At 63.7% G+C, this 19,576-nt stretch carries 17 protein-coding genes and 3 tRNA genes; 9 read left to right on the forward strand and 11 right to left on the reverse strand.

Annotation, left to right across the window (positions count from 1 at the left end):
• The first annotated feature begins 19 nt into the window (after positions 1 to 19).
• Positions 20 to 739 (forward strand): M23 family metallopeptidase, encoded by a 720-nt coding sequence (locus tag ATC04_RS13380; protein ID WP_231735981.1) that lies wholly within the window; start codon positions 20 to 22, stop codon positions 737 to 739.
• Between the two features lie 102 nt (positions 740 to 841).
• On the opposite strand, the gene ATC04_RS13385 is transcribed toward ATC04_RS13380, so the two are convergent.
• From ATC04_RS13385 to ATC04_RS13415, 7 genes are all read right to left on the reverse strand, one after another.
• Positions 842 to 915: transfer RNA gene (locus tag ATC04_RS13385), tRNA-Ile, on the reverse strand.
• 98 nt (positions 916 to 1,013) lie between these two features.
• Entirely contained in the window at positions 1,014 to 2,201 is a 1,188-nt protein-coding gene (locus ATC04_RS13390) for a glycosyltransferase (protein WP_047121034.1), read from the reverse strand.
• 49 nt (positions 2,202 to 2,250) lie between these two features.
• Positions 2,251 to 3,171, reverse strand: coding sequence for a DMT family transporter (locus tag ATC04_RS13395; RefSeq protein WP_047121033.1), 921 nt, complete (start codon positions 3,169 to 3,171; stop codon positions 2,251 to 2,253).
• Positions 3,172 to 3,240: 69 nt separating this feature from the next.
• Complete coding sequence (locus ATC04_RS13400; protein WP_052772603.1) at positions 3,241 to 4,083, reverse strand: phage holin family protein; 843 nt, start codon at positions 4,081 to 4,083, stop codon at positions 3,241 to 3,243.
• Between the two features lie 269 nt (positions 4,084 to 4,352).
• A tRNA-Asn gene (locus ATC04_RS13405) sits at positions 4,353 to 4,425 on the reverse strand.
• Positions 4,426 to 4,521: 96 nt separating this feature from the next.
• Positions 4,522 to 5,637 carry a glycosyltransferase family 1 protein gene (locus ATC04_RS13410; RefSeq protein WP_047118261.1) on the reverse strand — a complete coding sequence of 372 codons (1,116 nt, stop codon included), beginning with the start codon at positions 5,635 to 5,637 and terminating at the stop codon, positions 4,522 to 4,524.
• Between the two features lie 51 nt (positions 5,638 to 5,688).
• The gene (locus ATC04_RS13415) at positions 5,689 to 6,954 is read right to left on the reverse strand and encodes an MFS transporter (RefSeq protein ID WP_047118260.1); all 1,266 of its coding nucleotides are present in this window, start codon (positions 6,952 to 6,954) and stop codon (positions 5,689 to 5,691) included.
• Between the two features lie 334 nt (positions 6,955 to 7,288).
• Between ATC04_RS13415 and ATC04_RS13420 the strand changes: the two genes are divergently transcribed.
• Genes ATC04_RS13420 through ATC04_RS13430 form a run of 3 tightly spaced genes read left to right on the forward strand, consistent with a single transcriptional unit; the run spans position 7,289 to position 12,476 of the window.
• Complete coding sequence (locus ATC04_RS13420) at positions 7,289 to 8,809, forward strand: aspartate aminotransferase family protein (RefSeq protein WP_052772237.1); 1,521 nt, start codon at positions 7,289 to 7,291, stop codon at positions 8,807 to 8,809.
• Positions 8,806 to 10,116, forward strand: coding sequence for a SidA/IucD/PvdA family monooxygenase (locus ATC04_RS13425; protein WP_231735982.1), 1,311 nt, complete (start codon positions 8,806 to 8,808; stop codon positions 10,114 to 10,116). Before ATC04_RS13420 ends, ATC04_RS13425 begins: the two co-directional genes overlap by 4 nt.
• Before the next feature lie 8 nt (positions 10,117 to 10,124).
• Positions 10,125 to 12,476 carry a GNAT family N-acetyltransferase gene (locus ATC04_RS13430; RefSeq protein WP_047118259.1) on the forward strand — a complete coding sequence of 784 codons (2,352 nt, stop codon included), beginning with the start codon at positions 10,125 to 10,127 and terminating at the stop codon, positions 12,474 to 12,476.
• Between the two features lie 56 nt (positions 12,477 to 12,532).
• On the opposite strand, the gene ATC04_RS13435 is transcribed toward ATC04_RS13430, so the two are convergent.
• Positions 12,533 to 13,162, reverse strand: coding sequence for a maleylpyruvate isomerase family mycothiol-dependent enzyme (locus tag ATC04_RS13435; protein ID WP_047118258.1), 630 nt, complete (start codon positions 13,160 to 13,162; stop codon positions 12,533 to 12,535).
• Between the two features lie 181 nt (positions 13,163 to 13,343).
• On the opposite strand from ATC04_RS13435, the gene ATC04_RS13440 reads away from it, so the two are divergent.
• From ATC04_RS13440 to ATC04_RS13455, 4 genes are read left to right on the forward strand one after another with little or no spacing between them, the layout of a single operon-like run.
• Positions 13,344 to 13,679, forward strand: coding sequence for a PadR family transcriptional regulator (locus tag ATC04_RS13440; RefSeq protein ID WP_047118257.1), 336 nt, complete (start codon positions 13,344 to 13,346; stop codon positions 13,677 to 13,679).
• Positions 13,680 to 13,682: 3 nt separating this feature from the next.
• Positions 13,683 to 14,054 carry a DUF1048 domain-containing protein gene (locus ATC04_RS13445; protein ID WP_047118256.1) on the forward strand — a complete coding sequence of 124 codons (372 nt, stop codon included), beginning with the start codon at positions 13,683 to 13,685 and terminating at the stop codon, positions 14,052 to 14,054.
• 2 nt (positions 14,055 to 14,056) lie between these two features.
• Positions 14,057 to 14,821, forward strand: a complete 765-nt coding sequence (locus tag ATC04_RS13450) for an ABC transporter ATP-binding protein (RefSeq protein ID WP_047118255.1) — start codon at positions 14,057 to 14,059, stop codon at positions 14,819 to 14,821.
• Between the two features lie 2 nt (positions 14,822 to 14,823).
• Positions 14,824 to 15,591, forward strand: a complete 768-nt coding sequence (locus ATC04_RS13455) for an ABC transporter permease (RefSeq protein ID WP_047118254.1) — start codon at positions 14,824 to 14,826, stop codon at positions 15,589 to 15,591.
• 75 nt (positions 15,592 to 15,666) lie between these two features.
• Here the strand turns inward: ATC04_RS13455 and ATC04_RS13460 are convergent, their stop codons facing one another.
• On the reverse strand, positions 15,667 to 16,488 hold the full coding sequence (locus ATC04_RS13460; RefSeq protein WP_152666773.1) for a DUF4190 domain-containing protein: 822 nt from the start codon (positions 16,486 to 16,488) through the stop codon (positions 15,667 to 15,669).
• A gap of 196 nt (positions 16,489 to 16,684) precedes the next feature.
• Between ATC04_RS13460 and ATC04_RS13465 the strand changes: the two genes are divergently transcribed.
• Complete coding sequence (locus tag ATC04_RS13465) at positions 16,685 to 17,506, forward strand: hypothetical protein (RefSeq protein WP_047118253.1); 822 nt, start codon at positions 16,685 to 16,687, stop codon at positions 17,504 to 17,506.
• Positions 17,507 to 17,560: 54 nt separating this feature from the next.
• On the opposite strand, the gene ATC04_RS13470 is transcribed toward ATC04_RS13465, so the two are convergent.
• A tRNA-Asn gene (locus ATC04_RS13470) sits at positions 17,561 to 17,636 on the reverse strand.
• A gap of 53 nt (positions 17,637 to 17,689) precedes the next feature.
• Entirely contained in the window at positions 17,690 to 19,573 is a 1,884-nt protein-coding gene (dnaG, locus tag ATC04_RS13475; RefSeq protein ID WP_047118575.1) for a DNA primase, read from the reverse strand.
• Between the last annotated feature and the right edge of the window lie 3 nt (positions 19,574 to 19,576).

Raw genomic sequence — 19,576 nt, forward strand, 5'->3', positions numbered from 1 at the left:
TTGCGCGAGGAAGAACTTCATGCGCGAAGTCAATTTCCTGCCCGGAGCATCCGATTTTGGACACACCTCTGACAGAAAACTGCACTTTTCAGTGTACTACACCCCCAGGGGCCGCTTCGCCCGAGAGCAAGGTGATCTAGCGCCCACCGCGCTGCCCACAATCAGCGGTGAATCCAACACTGGTCGGCCCGGGGCATCGCAGGGTGGATCCATGAAACCCCTTCGAGTACTCGCACTGATCCAACTGCTGATTTTGGGCATCATGCTGACTGCCGCGGGCACATCTGGCAACACGGCCGCACAAGGTTCCTTGCCCACAGCCGCCGCCCGCCCGGGATGGCAATGGCCGCTGGCCGGCGAGCCGGCAATCCTGACCCCGTTCGACAAGCCCGAACAGAAATGGCTCGCCGGGCACCGCGGTGTGGACCTGCGGGCAGCCGAGGACACAAGCGTGCTGGCACCCCACCGGGGAAAGGTCGCGTTCCGTTCCACGGTCGTGGACCGACCAGTGCTTGTGATCGACCACGGCTCTGGTTTTGTCACCAGCCTGGAACCTGTCAGCAGCGAGCTCGCGGTCGGCACCTGGATCGAGGCGGGAGACAACGTCGGAACCGTGGCCACCGGAGCGCATTGCTCGAAGCGTTGCCTGCACTGGGGTGTCCGACTCGATGGCGAATACATTGATCCGGCGCTGCTTATCAGGGATCTGCGGCCATCGATCCTGTTGCCTTTGCATTAGGCTTGCGCCGTTTCAACAGGACTGCAGGCAATTCACTGAAGACTTGAAACCGAAAAATCGCCCGGCGATCTGCTGGCGCAGATCACCGGGCGACCCGATATGTAGGGAGTGACGGACTTGAACCGACGACCAAGGGATTATGAGTCCCCTGCTCTAACCAACTGAGCTAACTCCCCATCCGCGAGCTTTCCTGAAGTTTCAGGGGAAGCACACTCGAAATATTCTAGGGCATCACCAGCCCAAACGCCGATTCGGCGCACGGGCCCGAACCCAATTAGTGCATGGTCACCTTGTGTCCGCGGTACAGGGCTTCAAAGGCATTCATTGTTTTCTCCTGCGCATGGTTCAGCACCTTGCGGTGCCCAGCCTTGCCCAGCTTGGCCCGGCCAGCTTCGTCGAGCTGCAGGACCTTCTCCAGCTTCTTTGCAAGGTCTTGCCGGTCGCCCGGAGTGAACATGTAGCCGTTGACGCCCTCATCTACCAGGTGCGGCAGGGCCATGGCGTTGGCCAGCACCACGGGCTTGGACGCGGACAGCGCCTCCAAGGTCACCAGCGACTGCAGTTCTGCGGTGCCCGGCTGGCAGAACACGTCGCAGCGCAGGTAGGCCTTGCGCAATTCCTCGTCCGATACATGGCCCAGGAATCGCACCCTGTCGCTGACCTTCTGCTCGGCCGCGATGCGTTCCAGGTTCTTGCGCTGCTCTCCGCCTCCGACAATCTCGAGAATCGCGTTCGGCACCGAGTGCATCAGCGGCAGTGCTTCAATCAACTCGTTGATGTTCTTTTCCACGGCCAGGCGGCCTGCGAAGAGAATGGTCGGCTCCGCGTTCTTGGAGACGGTCTCCCCTGCAGCCAGTTCGTAGTTCCCGACCTCGATCCCGTTGGACAGCGGAAGGACGTCCTTGAGCCGGGCTCGTTCGCGCATGGCCTTCGCGGCCAGTGGCGTCGGTGTGGTGACGGCTTCGGCGCGGCCGAAGATCTTTCCCATGTCCCGCCACGAGTTGTGCGCGACGATCTTCTTGAACCAGACCGGGAACGGGAGGAATGGATCCAGGTTCTCGGGCATGAAGTGATTCGTCGCGATGGAGCGGACCTTGTTCTTCCGCGCCCAGGCGATGGTGTGCTGGCCGATCATGTAATGGCTTTGCGCATGCACTACGTCAGGCTTGATCTCCGCCAGCAGCTTATCGATCTGCCGATTGACCTCCCACGGGAAAACGATGCGGAAATAATCGTGGGTCGGCACGGAGTGCGACTTCAGCCGGTGGACGATGGCCTCGTCGCGAACCTCGGTGTAGGTCCGGCCGGACTCGCCGCGCGCGGCCAAAACGTGGACCCGGTGTCCGCGTTCGTGCATGGCCGTAGCCAGGCGGTAGCAGAACATGGCGGCGCCGTTGACATCCGGCGGGTAGGTATCGGCGGCGATGACGATGGTCAGCGGTTTATCCTCGGCCACAAGCATCCTTTGTCGTTCAACATGTACAGATTCCATTGCGTGCTGCGAAGCACTGCTATTCTTGTTCGCCCTGCGGGCTCTTCCTGCCCTGCGCTGCATGCTTGGCCCGCCGTTCGATGACGTCGGGATGGTGCCTGGACAGGGCCACCACGCCGATGATTGCCAAAATGCCGGCAACCAGCATGGCCAGCGAGATCAATACCGGAACATCCGGCCGGAGCTCTCCGAGGATGATCACGCCGATGGCAATGCCGATGATCGGGTCGATGACGGTCAGTCCCGCGATGACCAGATCAGGAGGCCCCTTGGAGTAGGCCTTCTGCACGAAATACGAGCCGATCAAGCCTGCGACGACCACGGAGAGTCCGGCGAGCCACGGCAGCTTGGACAGGCTGGAGTCCCCCAGATCCAGGACTGCCACGGCAATCATGCGTACCAGCACGGCGACGAACCCGAACAGGATTCCAGCACCGGCGATGTAGAAGAAGGCCCCGAGCTTTTTGTGGAACAGCACGGTGCACAGGGCCACCGCAACCACCACGCAGGCGAGGATGAATTCGATCAGGTGGGCTTCGGCCTGCGTCATGCTCTGGTTGGTATTCGTCACCATGATGGCCATGAGCACGAAGCCCACCGAGCCGACCATGCAACTGGCGATTGCCAGTACCGTGGGCCGGTTCATCGTCAGGTCGGATTCCCTGGCATTGACCAAGGCGGTGATGACCAAGGCGATGGCGCCGATCGGCTGCACGACCGTCAGCGGAGCGTTCGCCAGTGCGAAGACATTCAGCGCCATGCCCAGGACCATCAGGAGCAATCCGCTCATCCAGCGTCCGTTGGACACGAGCTTGCTGATGTTCCCGATCTTCAGGTCGAGCCCGCCCACTGAATTGCGCACGGCCATGGCCTGGAAATGCGCACCGAAGGCAAGGCAAAAGGCACTGCATAGAGCCGCTGTAATAGCGATCCAAACCATGTCAGTGCCTTTCTGGCCTTGTTGTTTTCATGCCGCGAGGCGTTGCGTGTCCGCCCTGGGCATCAAAGCCTAGGAGCGCTTGAAGAGCTTGCGGATCACAACCGCCAAGGCGGTTGCCGATCCTGCTGCTACGACGAGAGGTTTGGCTTTTTCCATGCGTTCTGCAGCGGCTCTGTCGGACTCCGATAGGTCTTCACCGGCAGTGGATGACGGGCGAACGAAGCTGCGTGCCTTAGCGGCGGCATTGCTGACGCGCTCACCGGTGCTCTCAGCGAAGTGGCGCACCTTGTCGACCTTGGCCAACGGAACCTGGATGCTTTCGCCGAGGTTGTCGCGCAGGGCCTGGATCTGGCGGCGGCGCCGCTTCGTGCGCAGGATGAGCTCGTCGGCGCTTGGTGCCGGAGGCTTCGGCTCGCTGGGCTTGGAGTCCTTGCCTTCGGCGTCTTCGGACTTCTTCTTCAGCGGTTCGTCCAAGGTGCTGACGTCGAAGTTGCTGCCGTCCTTGAGAACACCGATATCGTGGCGGATGCCGCGGATCGCTGCTTCAGGCTTGAGCGGCATGGCCTTCTTGATCTTGCGGTATCCGACGAGTCCCAGAATTGCGGCAAGGATCAGGAAGAATCCGGCCAAGATCAGCGCTGCTGCCCAGCCGGGGAGCCAAATTGCCAGTACGTTGATCAACGTGACCACGGCGGCAATGCCGAAAAGCAGGACGAGGACCAAGGCCGCGCCTGCCATGGCGCCGGCCATGCCCAGGCTGATGCCCTTGCTTTTGAGCAAGGTTGTCGCGAGCTTGAGTTCGTCCGAGATCTGCTGCGGAACAAGTTCCTTGAGGCCTTCAACTTGCGCTTTGGCACTCTTGACGCTCGACTTCAGACTTTCATCAGTCTGCGTCGATTCAGCTTCAGACATGGTTTCTCCATATTCTTGATCGCCGGATAACCGGTAGTACTCACGCTAGCACTCCAGTTGTCGCGGGCGACTCAGTCTTCAGGCGTAATACTCATGGCTCGATCTCATGCCACGGGTGTATCTGTTCTCGTTCGAAAGTCTATCGCCTGAAACCGGCTGACTATAAGCGATGCAAAAATTTGTGCGTGCCCTGACCAGTACCTGAGCACTTCTGTCTACGAAAAAGAGAAACCTCCCAATCACCACAGGCGATTGGGAGGTCTATTTCGCTCCTCCAACTGGACTTGAACCAGTAACCCTTCGATTAACAGTCGAATGCTCTGCCAATTGAGCTATGGAGGATTGCAACGAGATATACTTTATCACTGGCCAAGCCGGGTTTTCAAATCGGCGGCGCCCCCGCGCCCGATGGGTATTTTCGCCTTGAATTTCCGGGTTTCACCGCTTGGATCGGAAAGCTTTTCCCGCGCTCCCCCTCAACTTTGCCCTGTGATTTGAAGCATATTCCGCGAGCTCGATCAACTGGCGGGCAGAGCGCTCCCAGGAATAATTTTCTGCGCGCAGCACCGCGAGTCGCGAATACCGGCTCCAAGTCTCATGATCTGCCAACCGGCGCACTTGGTCCGCAAAACCTCGGGGGTCGTCTGGTGCGGCAAAGAGGGCTGCATCATCCGCGACCTCCCGGAAGATCGGCATGTCGGTGGCGACCACCGGAGTTCCCATGCTCATGGCTTCAACCAGCGGCAGCCCATAGCCCTCTTCACGCGACAAGGTCACCAAGGCGGTGCATTCTCCCAAGAGCTCTTCGTATTCCTGGTCGCTGACGCCGTTATGGAAGATGACCTTTGCCCCCTCGGGCATCTGTTGCTCAAGTTCGCTGCGGCGCTGCTCTGCGATTCCGCTCAGCAGGTGCAGTTCGAAGTCGGGCAAGAATTCCATGCCGGCAAGCAGCGTCTCGACGTTTTTGTATTCCATGAATGAACCCATGTACAGCAGGGTCTTCTTGGGCTCGGCAGTTTCCGAGCGCCGAGCGAAGGTTCCACTGGGCGCATTCGAGACCAATCCAATGTGCTTGCGCGTCAGGTTGTGCTTGCGCATCAGGGAGGCTGTCGTATTGGAGACCGTGGCCACCGCATCCGCCCGATTCAGGAGCCAGCGCTGCGGCCAATACACCTGGTGGAAGAGGAACCAGCCGAGCCGGATCGGAGCCGGCAGAAATTTCGGGGCATGGGGATGCGAATAATAGATCAGGTCATGCAGGGTCAGGATTACCGGGTATTTGCGACCGAAGGTTCCCATGGTCTGCATCGGCGAGAACACGACGTCGGGGTTCAGCTTGTTGACCTGCAACGCCACCAGCGGCTCCAGTGCGCTGGTTGGGGATGACACCTTCAAGTAGGGCACGTCCGGCAGCATCGGCAGTTGCCTCGGATCGTTGACCAGCATCGTGACCTCGGCCAGCTCGGAGGCCGCCGCGATCAGCCCTGCCGTGAAACGGCTGATCCCATCGTGGTGGGTAATGCGGGTATATCGGGCATCGATCACGAGTTTCACGAGGTGAGTCGCCTTTGTCGTTGGCAGCGTATGGGAAGTTAAGCCTATCCGCTACGGTTCGGGGACTTCTTCATCGACAGACGGATCCTGCGCACGCCGGCCCGCCATGGCGAGCGACAGGTAGCAAACCAATCCCAGGACGTTCGCCAGTACCCAGGCGCCCAAGGCCGCGCGAATTCCGAAGACCGCGCCGATCCCTCCACCGAGCAGGCCTCCGAGCGGCACGACGCCGAAGGTGAACAAACGACGTGCGCTGGTCACGCGCCCCAGCAGCTGTTCCGGGGTAATCTCAGCCACCCACGTTGCCATTGACACATTGAACACCAAGATGAGCACGCCCCATCCTGCGGCATGTACCACGAGCAGAATGATGGCCAGCGGCGGCGCAGCGAATCCGGCGGCAAGCACCACCCCCGATAAGACAATTTGTCCAGCGATGGTCGGCAAGGCGAGCTCGCGTGGCGTAAACTTTTCGGCCAACCGCGGTGCCAGCAGGGCACCTGCCAGCCCGGAGAGCCCGCCCAGCGCCGCATACAGGCCGAACCCTGCAGCGCCCAGCCCCAGCTCATTGATGATAAAAAGTCCTTCGACGGCGGAGCCGATCGCCAGTCCCAAATTGGAGAACGCGACGCTCAAGGTCAGCGCCTTGAGTACCGGGCTGTCCCACACGTATCGCAAACCGGCGGGGAAGGCCCCCTGTCGCGAAGCGCTTCCCACGGATTCAGTCTCGGTTGGACGCGTAGCTGTCTTCCCCCGGACCGCGCACGAGGTGCCGAAGGCCGCGAGCAGCAGGGCTGCGGCGGCAGCCAGCAACGGCGGAGCGCCCAAAAGCGCGAACAGCGTTCCCGCAGCTGCAGGAATGATGATGCTCAAGGCCTGGTCGGCGGCGGCCAGCCGCGCAATGAGCCTGGCCATCGATGTCCGCTCATCGGCCAGCGCCGGGGCGGCGGCCGCTTGGGATGTTTCGCTGAAAACGTTGCAGAAGCCCAGAAGTGTCGCCAAGACCAGCCCCAGCGCGACGCTCAGCGCCCCGGCGGCGCTGAGGATCAGCAGGCACACCATGAGCGCGACTTTGGCTCCGAGACCAAGCCGCAGAACCCGCAATGGCCCGAGCCGATCGACCAAATATCCCGCTGGGAGCGTGGCCGCCACGAACGCCAGCGTTCCCAGGGCGTTGAGCAGACCCATGTCGAAGGCGTCGGCTGCCAACGTGGAAATGAAGAGCAGTTCCACGGTGAAATCACCAAGATTTCTGCCAGCGGCGTCCGCAGCATTCGAGCGCAGCAGCATTCGTTGCGACTTGTGCAGATCAGGCATGCGGACCCTCCTTTGGTTACTGAAACTTACCAGTCAAGGTGCCATTTTTACCCTCTCATGCATGTCGATCGATTAGCTCAAAGTTTCAAGTTGACCGATTCGGCGGAAAACACTCCGTTACCGGCGCCGAGTCGGGCGCACGGAGCACTGAAACCACCAAGTCAAACGGGTGAGAAACCTGCTCCCATACCACAGAATGCTGGCCAACGACCCCTGCGTCACGAAACTTTCTATTCGAGTTACCCGGTTTGCATTAACTAATTATCCTATGTTGTTAATAGTTTTCGTTAGGTAAGCCTGACCATACATATCCGCCAAGCTGAGGAGCATACACATGGGTACGCCAATGCCTTCCATGCAAAGAGTCACCGTCGATTCGCCGCCCGGCGACAGCTCGCTGTTATGCGCGCAGACCGCGGCGCAATTCGAAACCGAGACCGCCCGCGTAGTGAGCCATGTGGCCGCGCAGCTATCCACCGTGGCCTCCCCCGCCACCGGCGCAACCCCAGATCAACTCCGGCCGGCCATCGAGGCGGTTGACCTGAACAGCCCGCTGGGCAATCTCACCGAGGCCTTGGAGGAAATCCAGCATCTCTACTTGCGCGATGCGATCTACTTCCACGACACCCGTTACGCCGCCCATCTGAACTGCCCCGTGGCTATCCCCGCGGCAGCCATCGAGGCAGTGGTCACCAGCGTGAATACGTCGATGGACACCTTCGATCAAAGCGCCGGGGCAACCTTGATCGAACGCAAGCTCGTGGACTGGACCGCCGGGCTCATCGGCTTCGATGTCCAGGGCGCGGATGGGATCTTCACCTCCGGCGGCACCCAATCAAACCTCCAAGCCATGCTGATCTCCCGGAACATCGCGGCCTCCAAGCTGGACGGTCCGCTGCCCCACCGCCTGTCGAGGCTCCGGATCTACTGCTCTGCCGATGCCCATTTCTCCATCCGTGATGCCGCCATGCTGCTCGGCCTGGGCAGCGAGGCAGCCGTAGCGATTCCCACCGACTGCCTGCACCGCATGGATCCAGCCGCCCTGCGCCGGCAGATCGATGCGGATCTGCAGGCGGGGCTGCAGCCGATGAGCATCAGCGCAACGGCCGGCACCACCGACTTCGGCGCCATCGATCCACTGCTCGAACTGCGGCGCATCGCCTCGGAGCACGGAACCTGGCTGCATGTCGACGCCGCCTACGGGTGCGGCTTGCTGATCTCCCGGCACCACCGCAGCCGTCTGGCCGGCATCGAATCCGCGGACTCCGTGACGGTGGACTACCACAAGTCGTTCTTCCAGCCCATCGGATCCAGCGCGCTCATTTTGGCCCGCGGCCGGGATTTCGGTTGCATCGCCCATTACGCCGAGTACCTCAATCCGCGCTCCGAAGCCGCTGGCAGCGCCAATCAGGTGGACAAGTCCCTGCAGACCACGCGCCGCTTCGATGCCCTGAAGCTGTGGACGACGCTGCGCACGCTGGGCGCAGACCGGCTGGGATCCATGTTCGACCAGGTGATCGAGCTGGCGGAGATGGCCGAGCGCGAGGTGGCCCTGCGCGACGAGCTGCGGCTGGCCGCCCCGGTGCAGCTGAGCACGCTGGTCTTCGCCTTCAACCCACCGCATCTTTCCTTGTCGCAGGCGCAGAAGAACCAGCTCGCCGACCAGATCCGCCACCGGCTCTATGCCTCCGGCGAAGCCATGATCGCCGCCACCACCCACGACGGCGAGCGCCTGCTCAAGCTCACCTTGTTGAACCCGAACACGTCCCTGTCCGATATCAGCGCCATCCTCGATGCCATCTGCAAGGCAGGACGCGAAGTACTTTCCGATTTCGAAGCTGGAGTATCACTGTGAAGCATTTTGACGTCATTGCCATCGGGGCCGGCCCCTTCAACCTCGGTCTGGCAGCGCTGGCCGAACCGCTGGACCAGCTGAGCCTGGCCGTTTTCGAAGCCCGGGAAACTATCAGCTGGCACCCGGGCATGATGCTGCCCGGGACCCACCTCCAGGTCCCCTTCATGGCCGATCTGGTTACCATGGCGGATCCTACCAGCCGGTTCTCGTTCCTGAACTACCTCAAGCAGCAGGGCCGCATCTACCCGTTCTACATCCGCGAAGACTTCTATGCCCTGCGCTCCGAGTACAGCGCCTACCTCGCCTGGGCCGCCGGGGAACTGGCCAGCGTCCACCTGGGCCACCGGGTGCTGGCGGTCGAGCACTCCGCGGGCAGCTACCGCCTCTCCGTGCTCAGCGCCGGGGGCGTTGACGAATTCAGCTGCGACAAGCTGGTGCTCGGCACCGGTTCCCAGCCCTACCTCCCGCCGGTGCTCGGCGAGGGCGCCGCGGCCCGCGCCGTCCATTCGAGCGATTACCTGAGCCATCGCGACCGCCTGCTGCAGCCGCGCACGGCACGCCCGCACGTGACCACCGTGCTGGGCAGCGGGCAGAGCGCGGCCGAGATCTTCCTGGACCTGCTGCGCAACCTGCCGGACGAAGACCACCTCATCTGGGCGACCCGTTCGGAACGCTACTTCCCGCTGGAATACACCAAGCTGACCTTGGAGATGACTTCGCCGGAATACATCGACCATTTCCATGCGCTGCCCCAGGAGTCGCGCGACCAGCTGGCCGCCGAACAAAAGGGGCTCTACAAGGGCATCAACGCGGACCTGGTTAACGAGATCTACGACGAGCTCTACGAACGCAGCGTGGCCGGCCGCCCCGACGTCCATTTGCGCACCGGGTGCGCCGCCACCGACATCCAGCTGCGGCCCGAAGGCCTGGCCGTGAAGCTGCGCCACGAACGCACGGCGCAGGATTTGTCTTTCGTCACCGACGAGCTGGTGATGGCCACCGGCTACAAGAGCCAGCTGCCCGATTTCCTGACCGGAATCAGCTCTCGGATCAACACCCTGCCCGACGGACGGCTGGACGTTGACCGGGAGTACGGGATCGGTGAAGACATTTTCGTGCAGAACGCCGAGCTGCACACCCACGGGTTCACCGCCCCCGATCTGGGGATGGGCGCCTACCGCAATTCGGTGCTGCTCAACCGGATCACCAGGAGCACCGCCTACCCGGTGGAAGAACGCATCGCCTTCCAGCGCTTCGGCGCCGCGTCCCTCGACACCCTGCCCACCGCAACGGCCACCCACGCCTAGGAGCACCCATGACTTTTGAATTCCGTACCGTCAGCCTGCCGCACGACACGCAGCTGCTGCATTCCTGGATCGCCACCGAGCACGCCGCGTTCTGGGGAATGCGCCACGCCACCGCTGCACAGGTGGAGTCGGCCTACGCGCAGCTGCTGGACACGCCGCGCTACCAAGTGCTGCTGGGACTGGAGCACCAGGATCCCCGCTTCCTGGTGGAACTCTACGATCCGCTGGAGTCCCCGCTGGCCGGTGCCTACCGCCACATTCCCGGCGATCTCGGTCTGCATTTCCTGGCCCCGGCCGCCACCGCACCCGAAGCGGGGTTCACCTACCGTGCCCTGGCCGCCGCCGTGCAGCAGGGCTTCGACGATCCGCGGGTGCAGCGGATCATCGTCGAACCGGACCTGCGCAACAAGTCGATCCATGCGCTCAATGCCAGGGTGGGCTTCAGGCCCGTTGGCCCGGTGCGGCTGACCGAGGCGGACGGCGGCACCAAGCATGCGCTGCTGTCGATCATCACCCGCGCTGAATTCGAACAGGCCACCGGCGCGGTACTGACCGGTACCGTGCTGTCCCCCGAGCGCTGGGAACGCGCCAACCGCCATGTGCTGGCCAAGGCGCTGGGCGAATTCAGCCATGAACGGCTGCTGGAACCGGCAGAGCACGGCGAGCAGTGGTACAGCCTGCACAAGGACGGGCACCGCTACCGGTTCACCGCCGGGCGGTACCGGATGAACCACTGGCTGGTGCAGCCGTCCTCGATCATCCACGAACGCTTCGCTGACGGTTCCTGGCAGCCGGCCGGGGTCGACGTGCTCGATTTCGTCACGCTCTACCGCCAGGAGCTCACCCTGAGCGAAGCGCAGCTGCCCACCTACCTGGAAGAGCTCTCCTCGACGCTCAGCAGCCACTGCTACAAGCAGTTGCAGGCCTCGCACTCCAGCGCGCAGCTGGCGCAGTTCGCCGGCACTGCAGCGCAGTCGTTCCAGCGGATCGAAGCGGCTATGATCGAAGGACATCCATGCTTCGTCGCCAACAACGGGCGCATGGGATTGGGCCGCGCAGACTACCTGCGCTACGCCCCGGAGACGGGAACGGCACTGCCCTTGGGCTGGGTCGCGGCCCACCGTTCGCGGGCGCATTTCAGCTCGATCGACACCTTGGACTACGATGGCCTGCTGGCCGATGAACTGGACCCGGGCGAACGCGCACGGCTGGAGGGGGTGCTGGAGCGCGCACTCCGCGACACCGGCGACACCGGCGACACCGCAGCGGACTACATCCTGATGCCGGTGCACCCATGGCAGTGGGAGAACAGGCTGTCCATCACCTTTGCGAACGACATCGCCGCCCGGAAGCTGATCTGGCTGGGCGCCAGCGCGGATCACTACCAGCCGCAGCAGTCCATCCGCACCTTCTTCAACGTCGATGCCCCGCAACGGCACTACGTGAAGACAGCCATGTCGATCCTCAACATGGGCTTCATGCGGGGCCTGAGCGCCGAATACATGAAGGCCACCCCGGCGATCAACCAATGGCTGGGCGAGCTTTTCGAGAAGGACGCGGTGCTTTCCACCCAGCCGGTGGCGCTGCTGCGCGAAGTCGCCGCGGTGGGATACCGCAACCCCCAGTTCGAGGCAGCCACCGACGCTTCGGCGGCGCAGCGCAAGATGCTTGCAGCCCTGTGGCGGGAATCCCCTATCGGCGCGCTGGCCGACGGCGAGCGCCTGGCCACCATGGCAAGCCTGCTGCACGTCGATGACCAGGGCCGGTCTTTCGCCGCGGCCTTGATCCGCAGCAGCGGCCTGGACCCCGAGCAGTGGTTGGCCGCCTACCTTGACGCGTATCTGGTTCCCCTGGTCCACTGCCTGGCCGCCTATGACCTGGTGTTCATGCCGCATGGCGAGAACGTCATCCTGGTGCTCAAGGACGGGGCGGTGCAGCGGGTGCTGCTCAAGGACCTGGGCGAGGAGATTGCGGTGCTCTCGGACAGGGTTGAACTGCCCGAAGAGATTCGCCGGGTACGCACCGGCGGCGACCCGGTGCTGTCGATCTTCACCGATGTCTTCGATTCGTTCTTCCGCTTCCTCGCGCCGCTGCTGGATGCCGAAGAGGTGCTGGGCGAGGACGACTTCTGGCCCATCGTCTGCCAGCGCCTGCTGGGCTACCGCAGCGCGTACCCGTTATTCGCCGAGGACTTCGACCGGTTGGGGCTGTTCGTTCAAGCATTCCCGCTCTCCTGCCTGAACCGCCTCCAGCTGCGCAACAACCAGCAGATGCTGAATCTTGCGGACCAGTCCGGCGGACTGCTGTATGCCGGAGAGTTGGAGAACCCGTTGGCTTCGGCGCTCGTTGCCATGAAGTAGCCCTTTCTTCTCTACGGGCGCCACGCCGGGACCATGCTGTGTTCCGCTGCGGCGCCCTACCCGATGCGGGCGGCGAGGGCGGCGGCTCCGTCGCCCTCGAGCCGGGGGCAGGCTTCGCGCCGCCCGGCCATTGCCATCACCAGATCCAGCAGGCTTCCGCGCACTTCAGGGCCGGCCCCGGTGGCGAAATCATTGTCCAGCGCAACCAGGGCCAGCCCCTTGACCAGGCCCTTGCTGTTCACCGCGAAATCCTTGGCTGCGAAAAACTCTGCGACCTCCCGCACCGCCGGGGCCGATGGCTCCAAAGCCAGGTTGTTGGGCCGGGCAATGTCCTGCCCGTGCACCAGCACCTCGCCGAGCAAACCCTGGCTGGAGCCCAACGGGGCGATGCGGCGGGTGCGGGCCAGGCGATAGCGCGCCAAGGTTTCGGAGAAGTCCCGCCCCAGCTGGCCGGCCAGCAGCCGCGTGTTGTGCCGGTCGGTGTTGAACCCCGAGCGTGCCATGTTCACCAGCCACCCCGGGGTCGCGGTGGACCCCGCCGCGCTGAGGTGCGCGACCACGTGCTGCACGTCCCAGTCCTCGCACAGCGTCGGCAGCTCCCATTGCCCGGGCTGAAGCGCCGCCAGCACGTTGTCCAGGCGCTGGCGTTCCTCATCAATCAACCGCCATCTTGCTGCATCGTCCATGGTTCCCAGCCTAGTTAGTTGTCGGGGTCTTCCGACCGGAAAATTTGTGCGCGCCCAATTCCATGTGGGAACCGCGATTGCCCTGAACTGGAAAAAACTTCACTACTAAGTGTTGCTAACTACTACTACTGAGTTCTACTATCTACCTGTACTCAACATCGCTAAGTAGACAGGAGATGCCATGGGAACACAGATGACCGAAATGCTGAAAGGCACCCTTGAAGGCATTGTCCTCTCGATCCTCGCTGAACGCCCCGCGTACGGTTACGAGATCACCGCTGAACTGCGCGAACGCGGCTTCACCGACATCGCCGAAGGCACCATCTACGCACTGCTGATCCGCATCGAAACCAAGAAGCTCGTCGCGGTGGACAAGGTCCCCTCCGCCAAGGGGCCGCCGCGCAAGGTCTTCACCCTCAACGATGCAGGCAGGGCCCAGCTCAGGGACTTCTGGTCCACCTGGAACGAGCTGGTCAGCCGCATCGACAACCTCCCCCACGAAAGTAAAGGACACTGAATCATGGCAGCCAAATGGATCGAAATGATGACCGGATCCCTGGAACAGAAAAAGCAGTACAAGCGCAACGTCGCGCGGCTGGAGGCACTGGCCTCCCCGTACAAGGAAACTGCCGCCGCGCTGCAGCGCTACTTCCTCTACCAGGGCGGAGTCACCGACGGAGACATCCTGGTCGCCATGCTCGGAGACCTGGCCGAGCTCTTCGAGGATGCCGCCGCGGCCGGCACTCCGGTACGCGACATCGTCGGTGAGAACCCGGTGGAATTCGCCGAGGAATTCACCGCGGCCTACGGAGGCCAGCGCTGGATCGACAAGGAACGCACCCGGCTGATCGAGGCAATCGACCAGGCCGAACGGAAGGAAGAAGGGCAGTAGCCATGCAGGCAATCGAGGTCCACGGGCTGCGCAAGTCCTACAAGGACCTGCACGTGCTGCGCGGGGTGGACCTGGCAGTGCCCGCCGGAAGCATCTACGCGCTGCTGGGGTCCAATGGAGCCGGCAAGACCACGCTGGTCCAGATCATCAGCACGCTGCTGTCCGCCGACGCCGGGCAGGTGCTGGTCAACGGCTTCGACACCGCGGCCCAGCCCCGCCAGGTGCGCGAGTCGTTGAGCCTGACCGGACAGTTCGCCGCCATCGATGGCGTGCTCACCGGCCGGGAAAACTTGATCCTGCTTGCCAGGCTGCGCCGGGATCCGGACCCGGAGCGGGCAGCCGACGCGCTGCTCGAACGCTTCGACCTCACCGAAGCCGGCGCCCGCCGGCCCTCGACCTACTCAGGCGGCATGCGCCGGCGGCTTGACCTGGCCATGGGCCTGGTCGGAGGCGCCCCGCTGGTGCTGCTGGATGAGCCGACCACCGGCCTTGACCCGCAGTCCCGGATCCAGATGTGGAACATCATCCGCGAGCTGGCGGCTTCCGGGACCACCGTGCTGCTGACCACCCAATACCTGGACGAGGCCGAACAGCTGGCGGACCGGATCGCCATCCTGCACGACGGCACCATCATCCAGGAAGGCACCCTGGCCGATCTGCGCAAGCTGCTGCCGCCGGCCACGATCGAACACGTTCTCAAGGAACCGACGCTGGAAGACATCTTCCTGAACCTCGTCGGCTCCGCCGGCGCCACGGAAGGAGCCTGATCATGAGCATCGCCGCGCTGCACGACACCCGCATACTCACCGGGCGCTCGCTGCGCCACATCCTGCGCAGCCCCGACACCATCATCACCACCGCGATCACCCCGATTGCCATGATGCTGCTGTTCGTTTTCGTCTTCGGCGGGGCGATCAACACCGGAAGCAGCGAATCCTACGTGAACTACATGCTGCCCGGAATCCTGGCCATCACCATCGCCTCGGGCGTCGCGTACACCTCCTACCGGCTGTTCCTGGACATGTCCGAGGGCATGATGCTCAGGCTCCGCTCGCTGCCCATCTCCCGCTCGAGCATGCTATGGGGCCATGTGCTGACCTCGCTGGCGGCCAACGCCGTCTCCTTGCTGCTGGTCATCGGCGTGGCCTTCCTGGCCGGCTTCCGGCCCCGGGCCTCAGTCCTGGACTGGCTGGCCGCCGCGGCCCTGCTGCTGCTCACAACCCTGGCCTTGACGTGGATCGCGGTTATCGCCGGGCTCAGCGCCAAGACCGTGGACGGGGCCAGCGCGTTCAGCTACCCGCTGATCCTGCTGCCGTTCATCAGCTCGGCGTTCGTTCCCACCGATTCCATGCCGAGCGCAGTAGCCTGGTTCGCCGAGAACCAGCCGATCACCGCCATCGTCGATTCGCTGCGTTCGCTGCTCACCGGGGGCGCTCTGGATGCGTCGATCGGGGTCTCCGTGGCCTGGCTGCTGGGCCTGCTCGCAGCGGCATGGGTCGTCTCCCTGTTCGTATTCAGGAGCAAGACCCGCGGCTGAGGCCACGGGCGGACGATACGGCCAAAAACAAACAGCCGCAGGATTCAATCCTGCGGCTGTTCGTGCGAGCTGGAACTACTTGGTGGCCCAGAGGCCGGACTCGTCCTTGAAGGACAGCGTTTCGGTCACGCGGATCTTGGCGTCCTCGACCGCCGCGGCAGGCACGTCGAATGCCAGCTGGTAGGAGCCTTCGCCCCCGGCGGTCAGGGTCGGCACATCCGTTGCCGGGTGCTCAGTCACCGCCATGCTGCTTGTGGTGCTGTAGATGCGCGAATCGGAGCCGACCAGCTCGACCGTCAGGTCGATCCACGGGTCGCCCTCCTCGGCACCGTTGAATTCGGTGGTGAGGTCGACCAGCACGTACTGGCCCTCGGGCTTCTCGTTGAACGGATTCGCGGCGGCGATTTCCTTGTCGGCTTCCAGGTTCACCGCATCCACGCTGACCGTGTATTCGCCGATGCCGGCAGACTGCCCCAGGCCCAGAGCCTGGGCCGGATCCTGCGCCTGTTCCAGCACTTCCTCGGACGCGGCGACTTCGCCGTCACTGGCATCCTCGATGGTGGCCGACAGCTCGTCCAGCGCCTTCACGTAGGCGGCCTGGGTGGCGAAAACCAGCACGATGGACACGACGGCGATGACGGTCGAGGCGATGCCCAGCCCCTTGCCGCCGTTCTTCTTGGACGCGATGATCAGCGAGATGACGCCAAGGACCAGGGCGATGAAGCCCAGCACCGCGGCGAAGTTGTTGACGATCGGCACCCAGCACAGGCACAGTGCAACGATGCCGATGACCAAGGCCGCGACGCCCAGGCCCTTTCCGGCGGACGACTTCGCAACAGGGGCGGGTGCCGGTGCCGGCATCTGGGGGCCAGGGTCCAGCTGATTTCCAACAGACATGAATGATTCCTCGAGTGATGATGGCGCGCTCGGCGCACCGGGTTTCAGCAGCGGCAGAAGGTGCAGCCCTCCTGCCTGCCGAGGTCTTGAACGACCTGGAATTCATCATTCCAAGGGCAACCGACAGAATGGCCCCACTCGATATTCCCTCCCTTTCCCCTAGCCAGAGCCTGCCGCCCCGGTGCAGAATGCGGTTATGGGCAACATGACGGATCGTCCCCACGGACTGGAGACCCTGCGCTACGTGCGGCTGATGCTACTGGTCGTGCCGCTGCTGCTGATCGTCGCGATTCTCATCTACGCGGTGGTGAACCACCGGATCGAGGACTCGATCAGCTCCTACTACCTCGGACCGGCCCGGGACCTGTTCGTCGCCATGGTGGTCGCCACCGGCATCCTGCTGGTCGTGTATTCCGGCGCGCCGATGGAGGATCTGGCCCTGAACCTGGCGGGGTTCTACGCCATGTTCGTCGCGCTGGTTCCCACCCGCTTCGAAGCCTCGCTGGCCCTGCTCGATGAGGCGGGGCGTTCGCGCGCCGTCCTGTCCGTGCGCGTGGCCATCATCGCGGTGCTCATCGTCACCGCGGTCTTTGCCTATCTGGGCCGGCGGACCCGGCGCTGGCCGAGCCCCGACCTGCTGGGCACGCCGCGGCGGCGCTTTTTGATGATTTTGTGCGGGCTGCTGCTGGCAGCATTCTTGCTGCTGGTCATCTGGCGGGTTATCGAGGGAACGCACTTCGCCGGCGTCCATATCACCGCGGCGTTCCTGCTGGTGTGCTCGATGGCTGTGGCCATCGCCAGCCATCTGGGAACCGGGGGCCTGTGCGACGGCGACACCAGCGGTGGACGGCGGACCCACTACGCGGCGATCCTCTGGCTGATGGGAGCGGGCCTTGCCGCTTGGCCGGTCCTCGTCTGGCTGGGGGTGCGGCAGGCGGTGTTCATCGTTGAATGGTTCCAGATCGGGCTGTTCGCCTACTTCTGGTACCTGGAATCGCGCAGGCTCTGGGAGCACTGATTTCCGGGGAAACAAAAATCTCCCAGCCGTGTGATACGGCAGGGAGATTTTCCTTGGCTCCTCCAACTGGACTTGAACCAGTAACCCTTCGATTAACAGTCGAATGCTCTGCCAATTGAGCTATGGAGGATTGCAACGAGATATAACTTTACCCGAGGTATTCCCGAATGCAAAATCGGTGCGCTAGGTTCCGCGAAGGATCCTCCGGCGCATCTCCAGCTCCATCAATTCCTTGTTGATCTGGGAATATTCGTTGCCGTCCGGATCCACCTCGGCGCGCTGCAGCTTGCCGATCAGCTCCGCCTTGCGATGTGTGATTTGAAGCTCAATCAATCCGTTGATGATATCCGAGCAGTACCGATTCAGGTTGTGCTCGTCCAGCGCCGGAATGATGGTCACCGCAAGCTCGGAGACGAAACTGCGCAGCTGCTCGGGCACCTCCTCGCGGATGACCTCCACCCAGGAAGCGGCGGAGGCGCCCGCGGTGGAGGCCGCCACGATCCCGTCATGCACCGCGGCGTGGGCAGGGGCCATGAAGCGCGCCTCGTAGAAGGCCTGCCACTGCTCATCCGCCAGGCGCTGCGGCTGCTGGATGACAACTTCCAGGGCCTGGCGTTCAAGGCGCATCACCGGGTCGCGGCTGTCCGGGCGCTCGAAGGCGGGCGCCGCCTGGGCTCCCGGCGCGTGGTCCTGGGCGTGTGCCGGGGGCTGTGCCGCGGCGGCGTTGCGCGGCAGCTTGGCCCGTTTGATGGACGCTGCCACCGACCGGTTGACGTCCTCGTTGTTCATGCCCAGCCAGCCGGCCAGCTCGCGGGCGTAGGCCGGGCGGATCGCCGAGTCGCGGATCGCCGCGACGATCGGCGCGGTCTGGCGCAGCGCCTGGACGCGCCCCTCCACGGTGTCGAGGTTGAACTTCTTCAGCTCCGCGCGGATGGCGAACTCGAACAGCGGGCGCTTGTTCTCGATGAGCTCGCGCACCGCCTCGTCCCCGCGGTGCAGGCGCAGGTCGCAGGGGTCGGCGCCGGTTGGCTCCACGCACACGTAGGTCTGGGCGATGAAGCGCTGGTCCTCCTCGAAGGCGCGCAGCGCCGCCTTCTGACCGGCCGCGTCGCCGTCGAAGGTGAAGATCACCTCGCCGCCAGTGCCGTCGTCCTGCAGCAGCCGGCGGGAGATCTTGATGTGGTCGGTGCCGAAGGCGGTGCCGCAGGTGGCCACCGCGGTGGTGATGCCGGCCAGGTGGCAGGCCATGACGTCCGTGTAGCCCTCGACCACCACGATCTGGCGTCCCTTGGAGATCTGCTTCTTGGCCAGGTCCAGCCCGTAGAGCACCTGGGACTTCTTGTAGAGCTGGGTCTCCGGGGTGTTCAGGTACTTCGGGCCCTGGTCGTCCTCGTAGAGCTTGCGCGCGCCGAAGCCGATGGTCGCCCCCGACAGGTCGCGGATCGGCCACATGACCCGGCCGCGGAAGCGGTCGTAGATGCCGCGGTTGCCCTCGGAGAACATGCCGGTGAGCTTCAGCTCCTCGTCCACGAAGCCGCGGCTGCGCAGGTGCTTGAGCAGCCCGTCCCAGCCCTTGGGCGCGTAGCCCACCGAGAAGTGCGCCACCGCCTGCTCGTCGAAGCCGCGGCCGGTGAGGAACTCGCGCGCCGCGGCCCCCTCTTGGGTTTCCAGCTGGGCGCGGAAGAACTCCTCGGCGACCTTGTGCGCGTCGACCAGGCGCTGGCGCTTGCCGTAGTCCTCGCGGCGCGGGCCCGGGCCGCCGTCCTCGTAGTGCAGCTCGTAGTTGATGCGGGCGGCCAGCAGCTCCACGGTCTCGGTGAACGAGGAGTGGTCCATCTTCTGGATGAAGGCGATGACGTCGCCCGACTCCCCGCAGCCGAAGCAGTGGAAGGTGCCCAGCTGCGGGCGGATGTGGAAGGAGGGGCTGCGCTCGTCGTGGAACGGGCACAGCCCCTTGAAGGAGCCGATGCCCGCGGATTTGAGCGTGACATAGGATTCGACGACCTCGCGCAGGTCGGTGCGGTTGCGCACCTCGTCGATGTCTTCGCGCTTGATCAGCCCTGCCATGAT

Source organism: Arthrobacter sp. YC-RL1 (assembly GCF_001454985.1).
Classification (GTDB): domain Bacteria; phylum Actinomycetota; class Actinomycetes; order Actinomycetales; family Micrococcaceae; genus Glutamicibacter; species Glutamicibacter soli.

Bases quoted from the DNA above. Each gene is read 5' to 3' on its own strand.
- ATC04_RS13380 (WP_231735981.1), top strand. From the start codon at position 20: ATGCGCGAAGTCAATTTCCTGCCCGGAGCATCCGATTTTGGACACACC.
- ATC04_RS13390 (WP_047121034.1), bottom strand. From the start codon at position 2,201: ATGCTTGTGGCCGAGGATAAACCGCTGACCATCGTCATCGCCGCCGAT.
- ATC04_RS13395 (WP_047121033.1), bottom strand. From the start codon at position 3,171: ATGGTTTGGATCGCTATTACAGCGGCTCTATGCAGTGCCTTTTGCCTT.
- ATC04_RS13400 (WP_052772603.1), bottom strand. From the start codon at position 4,083: ATGTCTGAAGCTGAATCGACGCAGACTGATGAAAGTCTGAAGTCGAGC.
- ATC04_RS13415 (WP_047118260.1), bottom strand. From the start codon at position 6,954: ATGCCTGATCTGCACAAGTCGCAACGAATGCTGCTGCGCTCGAATGCT.
- ATC04_RS13420 (WP_052772237.1), top strand. From the start codon at position 7,289: ATGGGTACGCCAATGCCTTCCATGCAAAGAGTCACCGTCGATTCGCCG.
- ATC04_RS13430 (WP_047118259.1), top strand. From the start codon at position 10,125: ATGACTTTTGAATTCCGTACCGTCAGCCTGCCGCACGACACGCAGCTG.
- ATC04_RS13435 (WP_047118258.1), bottom strand. From the start codon at position 13,162: ATGGACGATGCAGCAAGATGGCGGTTGATTGATGAGGAACGCCAGCGC.
- ATC04_RS13440 (WP_047118257.1), top strand. From the start codon at position 13,344: ATGGGAACACAGATGACCGAAATGCTGAAAGGCACCCTTGAAGGCATT.
- ATC04_RS13445 (WP_047118256.1), top strand. From the start codon at position 13,683: ATGGCAGCCAAATGGATCGAAATGATGACCGGATCCCTGGAACAGAAA.
- ATC04_RS13450 (WP_047118255.1), top strand. From the start codon at position 14,057: ATGCAGGCAATCGAGGTCCACGGGCTGCGCAAGTCCTACAAGGACCTG.
- ATC04_RS13455 (WP_047118254.1), top strand. From the start codon at position 14,824: ATGAGCATCGCCGCGCTGCACGACACCCGCATACTCACCGGGCGCTCG.
- ATC04_RS13460 (WP_152666773.1), bottom strand. From the start codon at position 16,488: ATGTCTGTTGGAAATCAGCTGGACCCTGGCCCCCAGATGCCGGCACCG.
- ATC04_RS13465 (WP_047118253.1), top strand. From the start codon at position 16,685: ATGGGCAACATGACGGATCGTCCCCACGGACTGGAGACCCTGCGCTAC.
- dnaG (WP_047118575.1), bottom strand. From the start codon at position 19,573: ATGGCAGGGCTGATCAAGCGCGAAGACATCGACGAGGTGCGCAACCGC.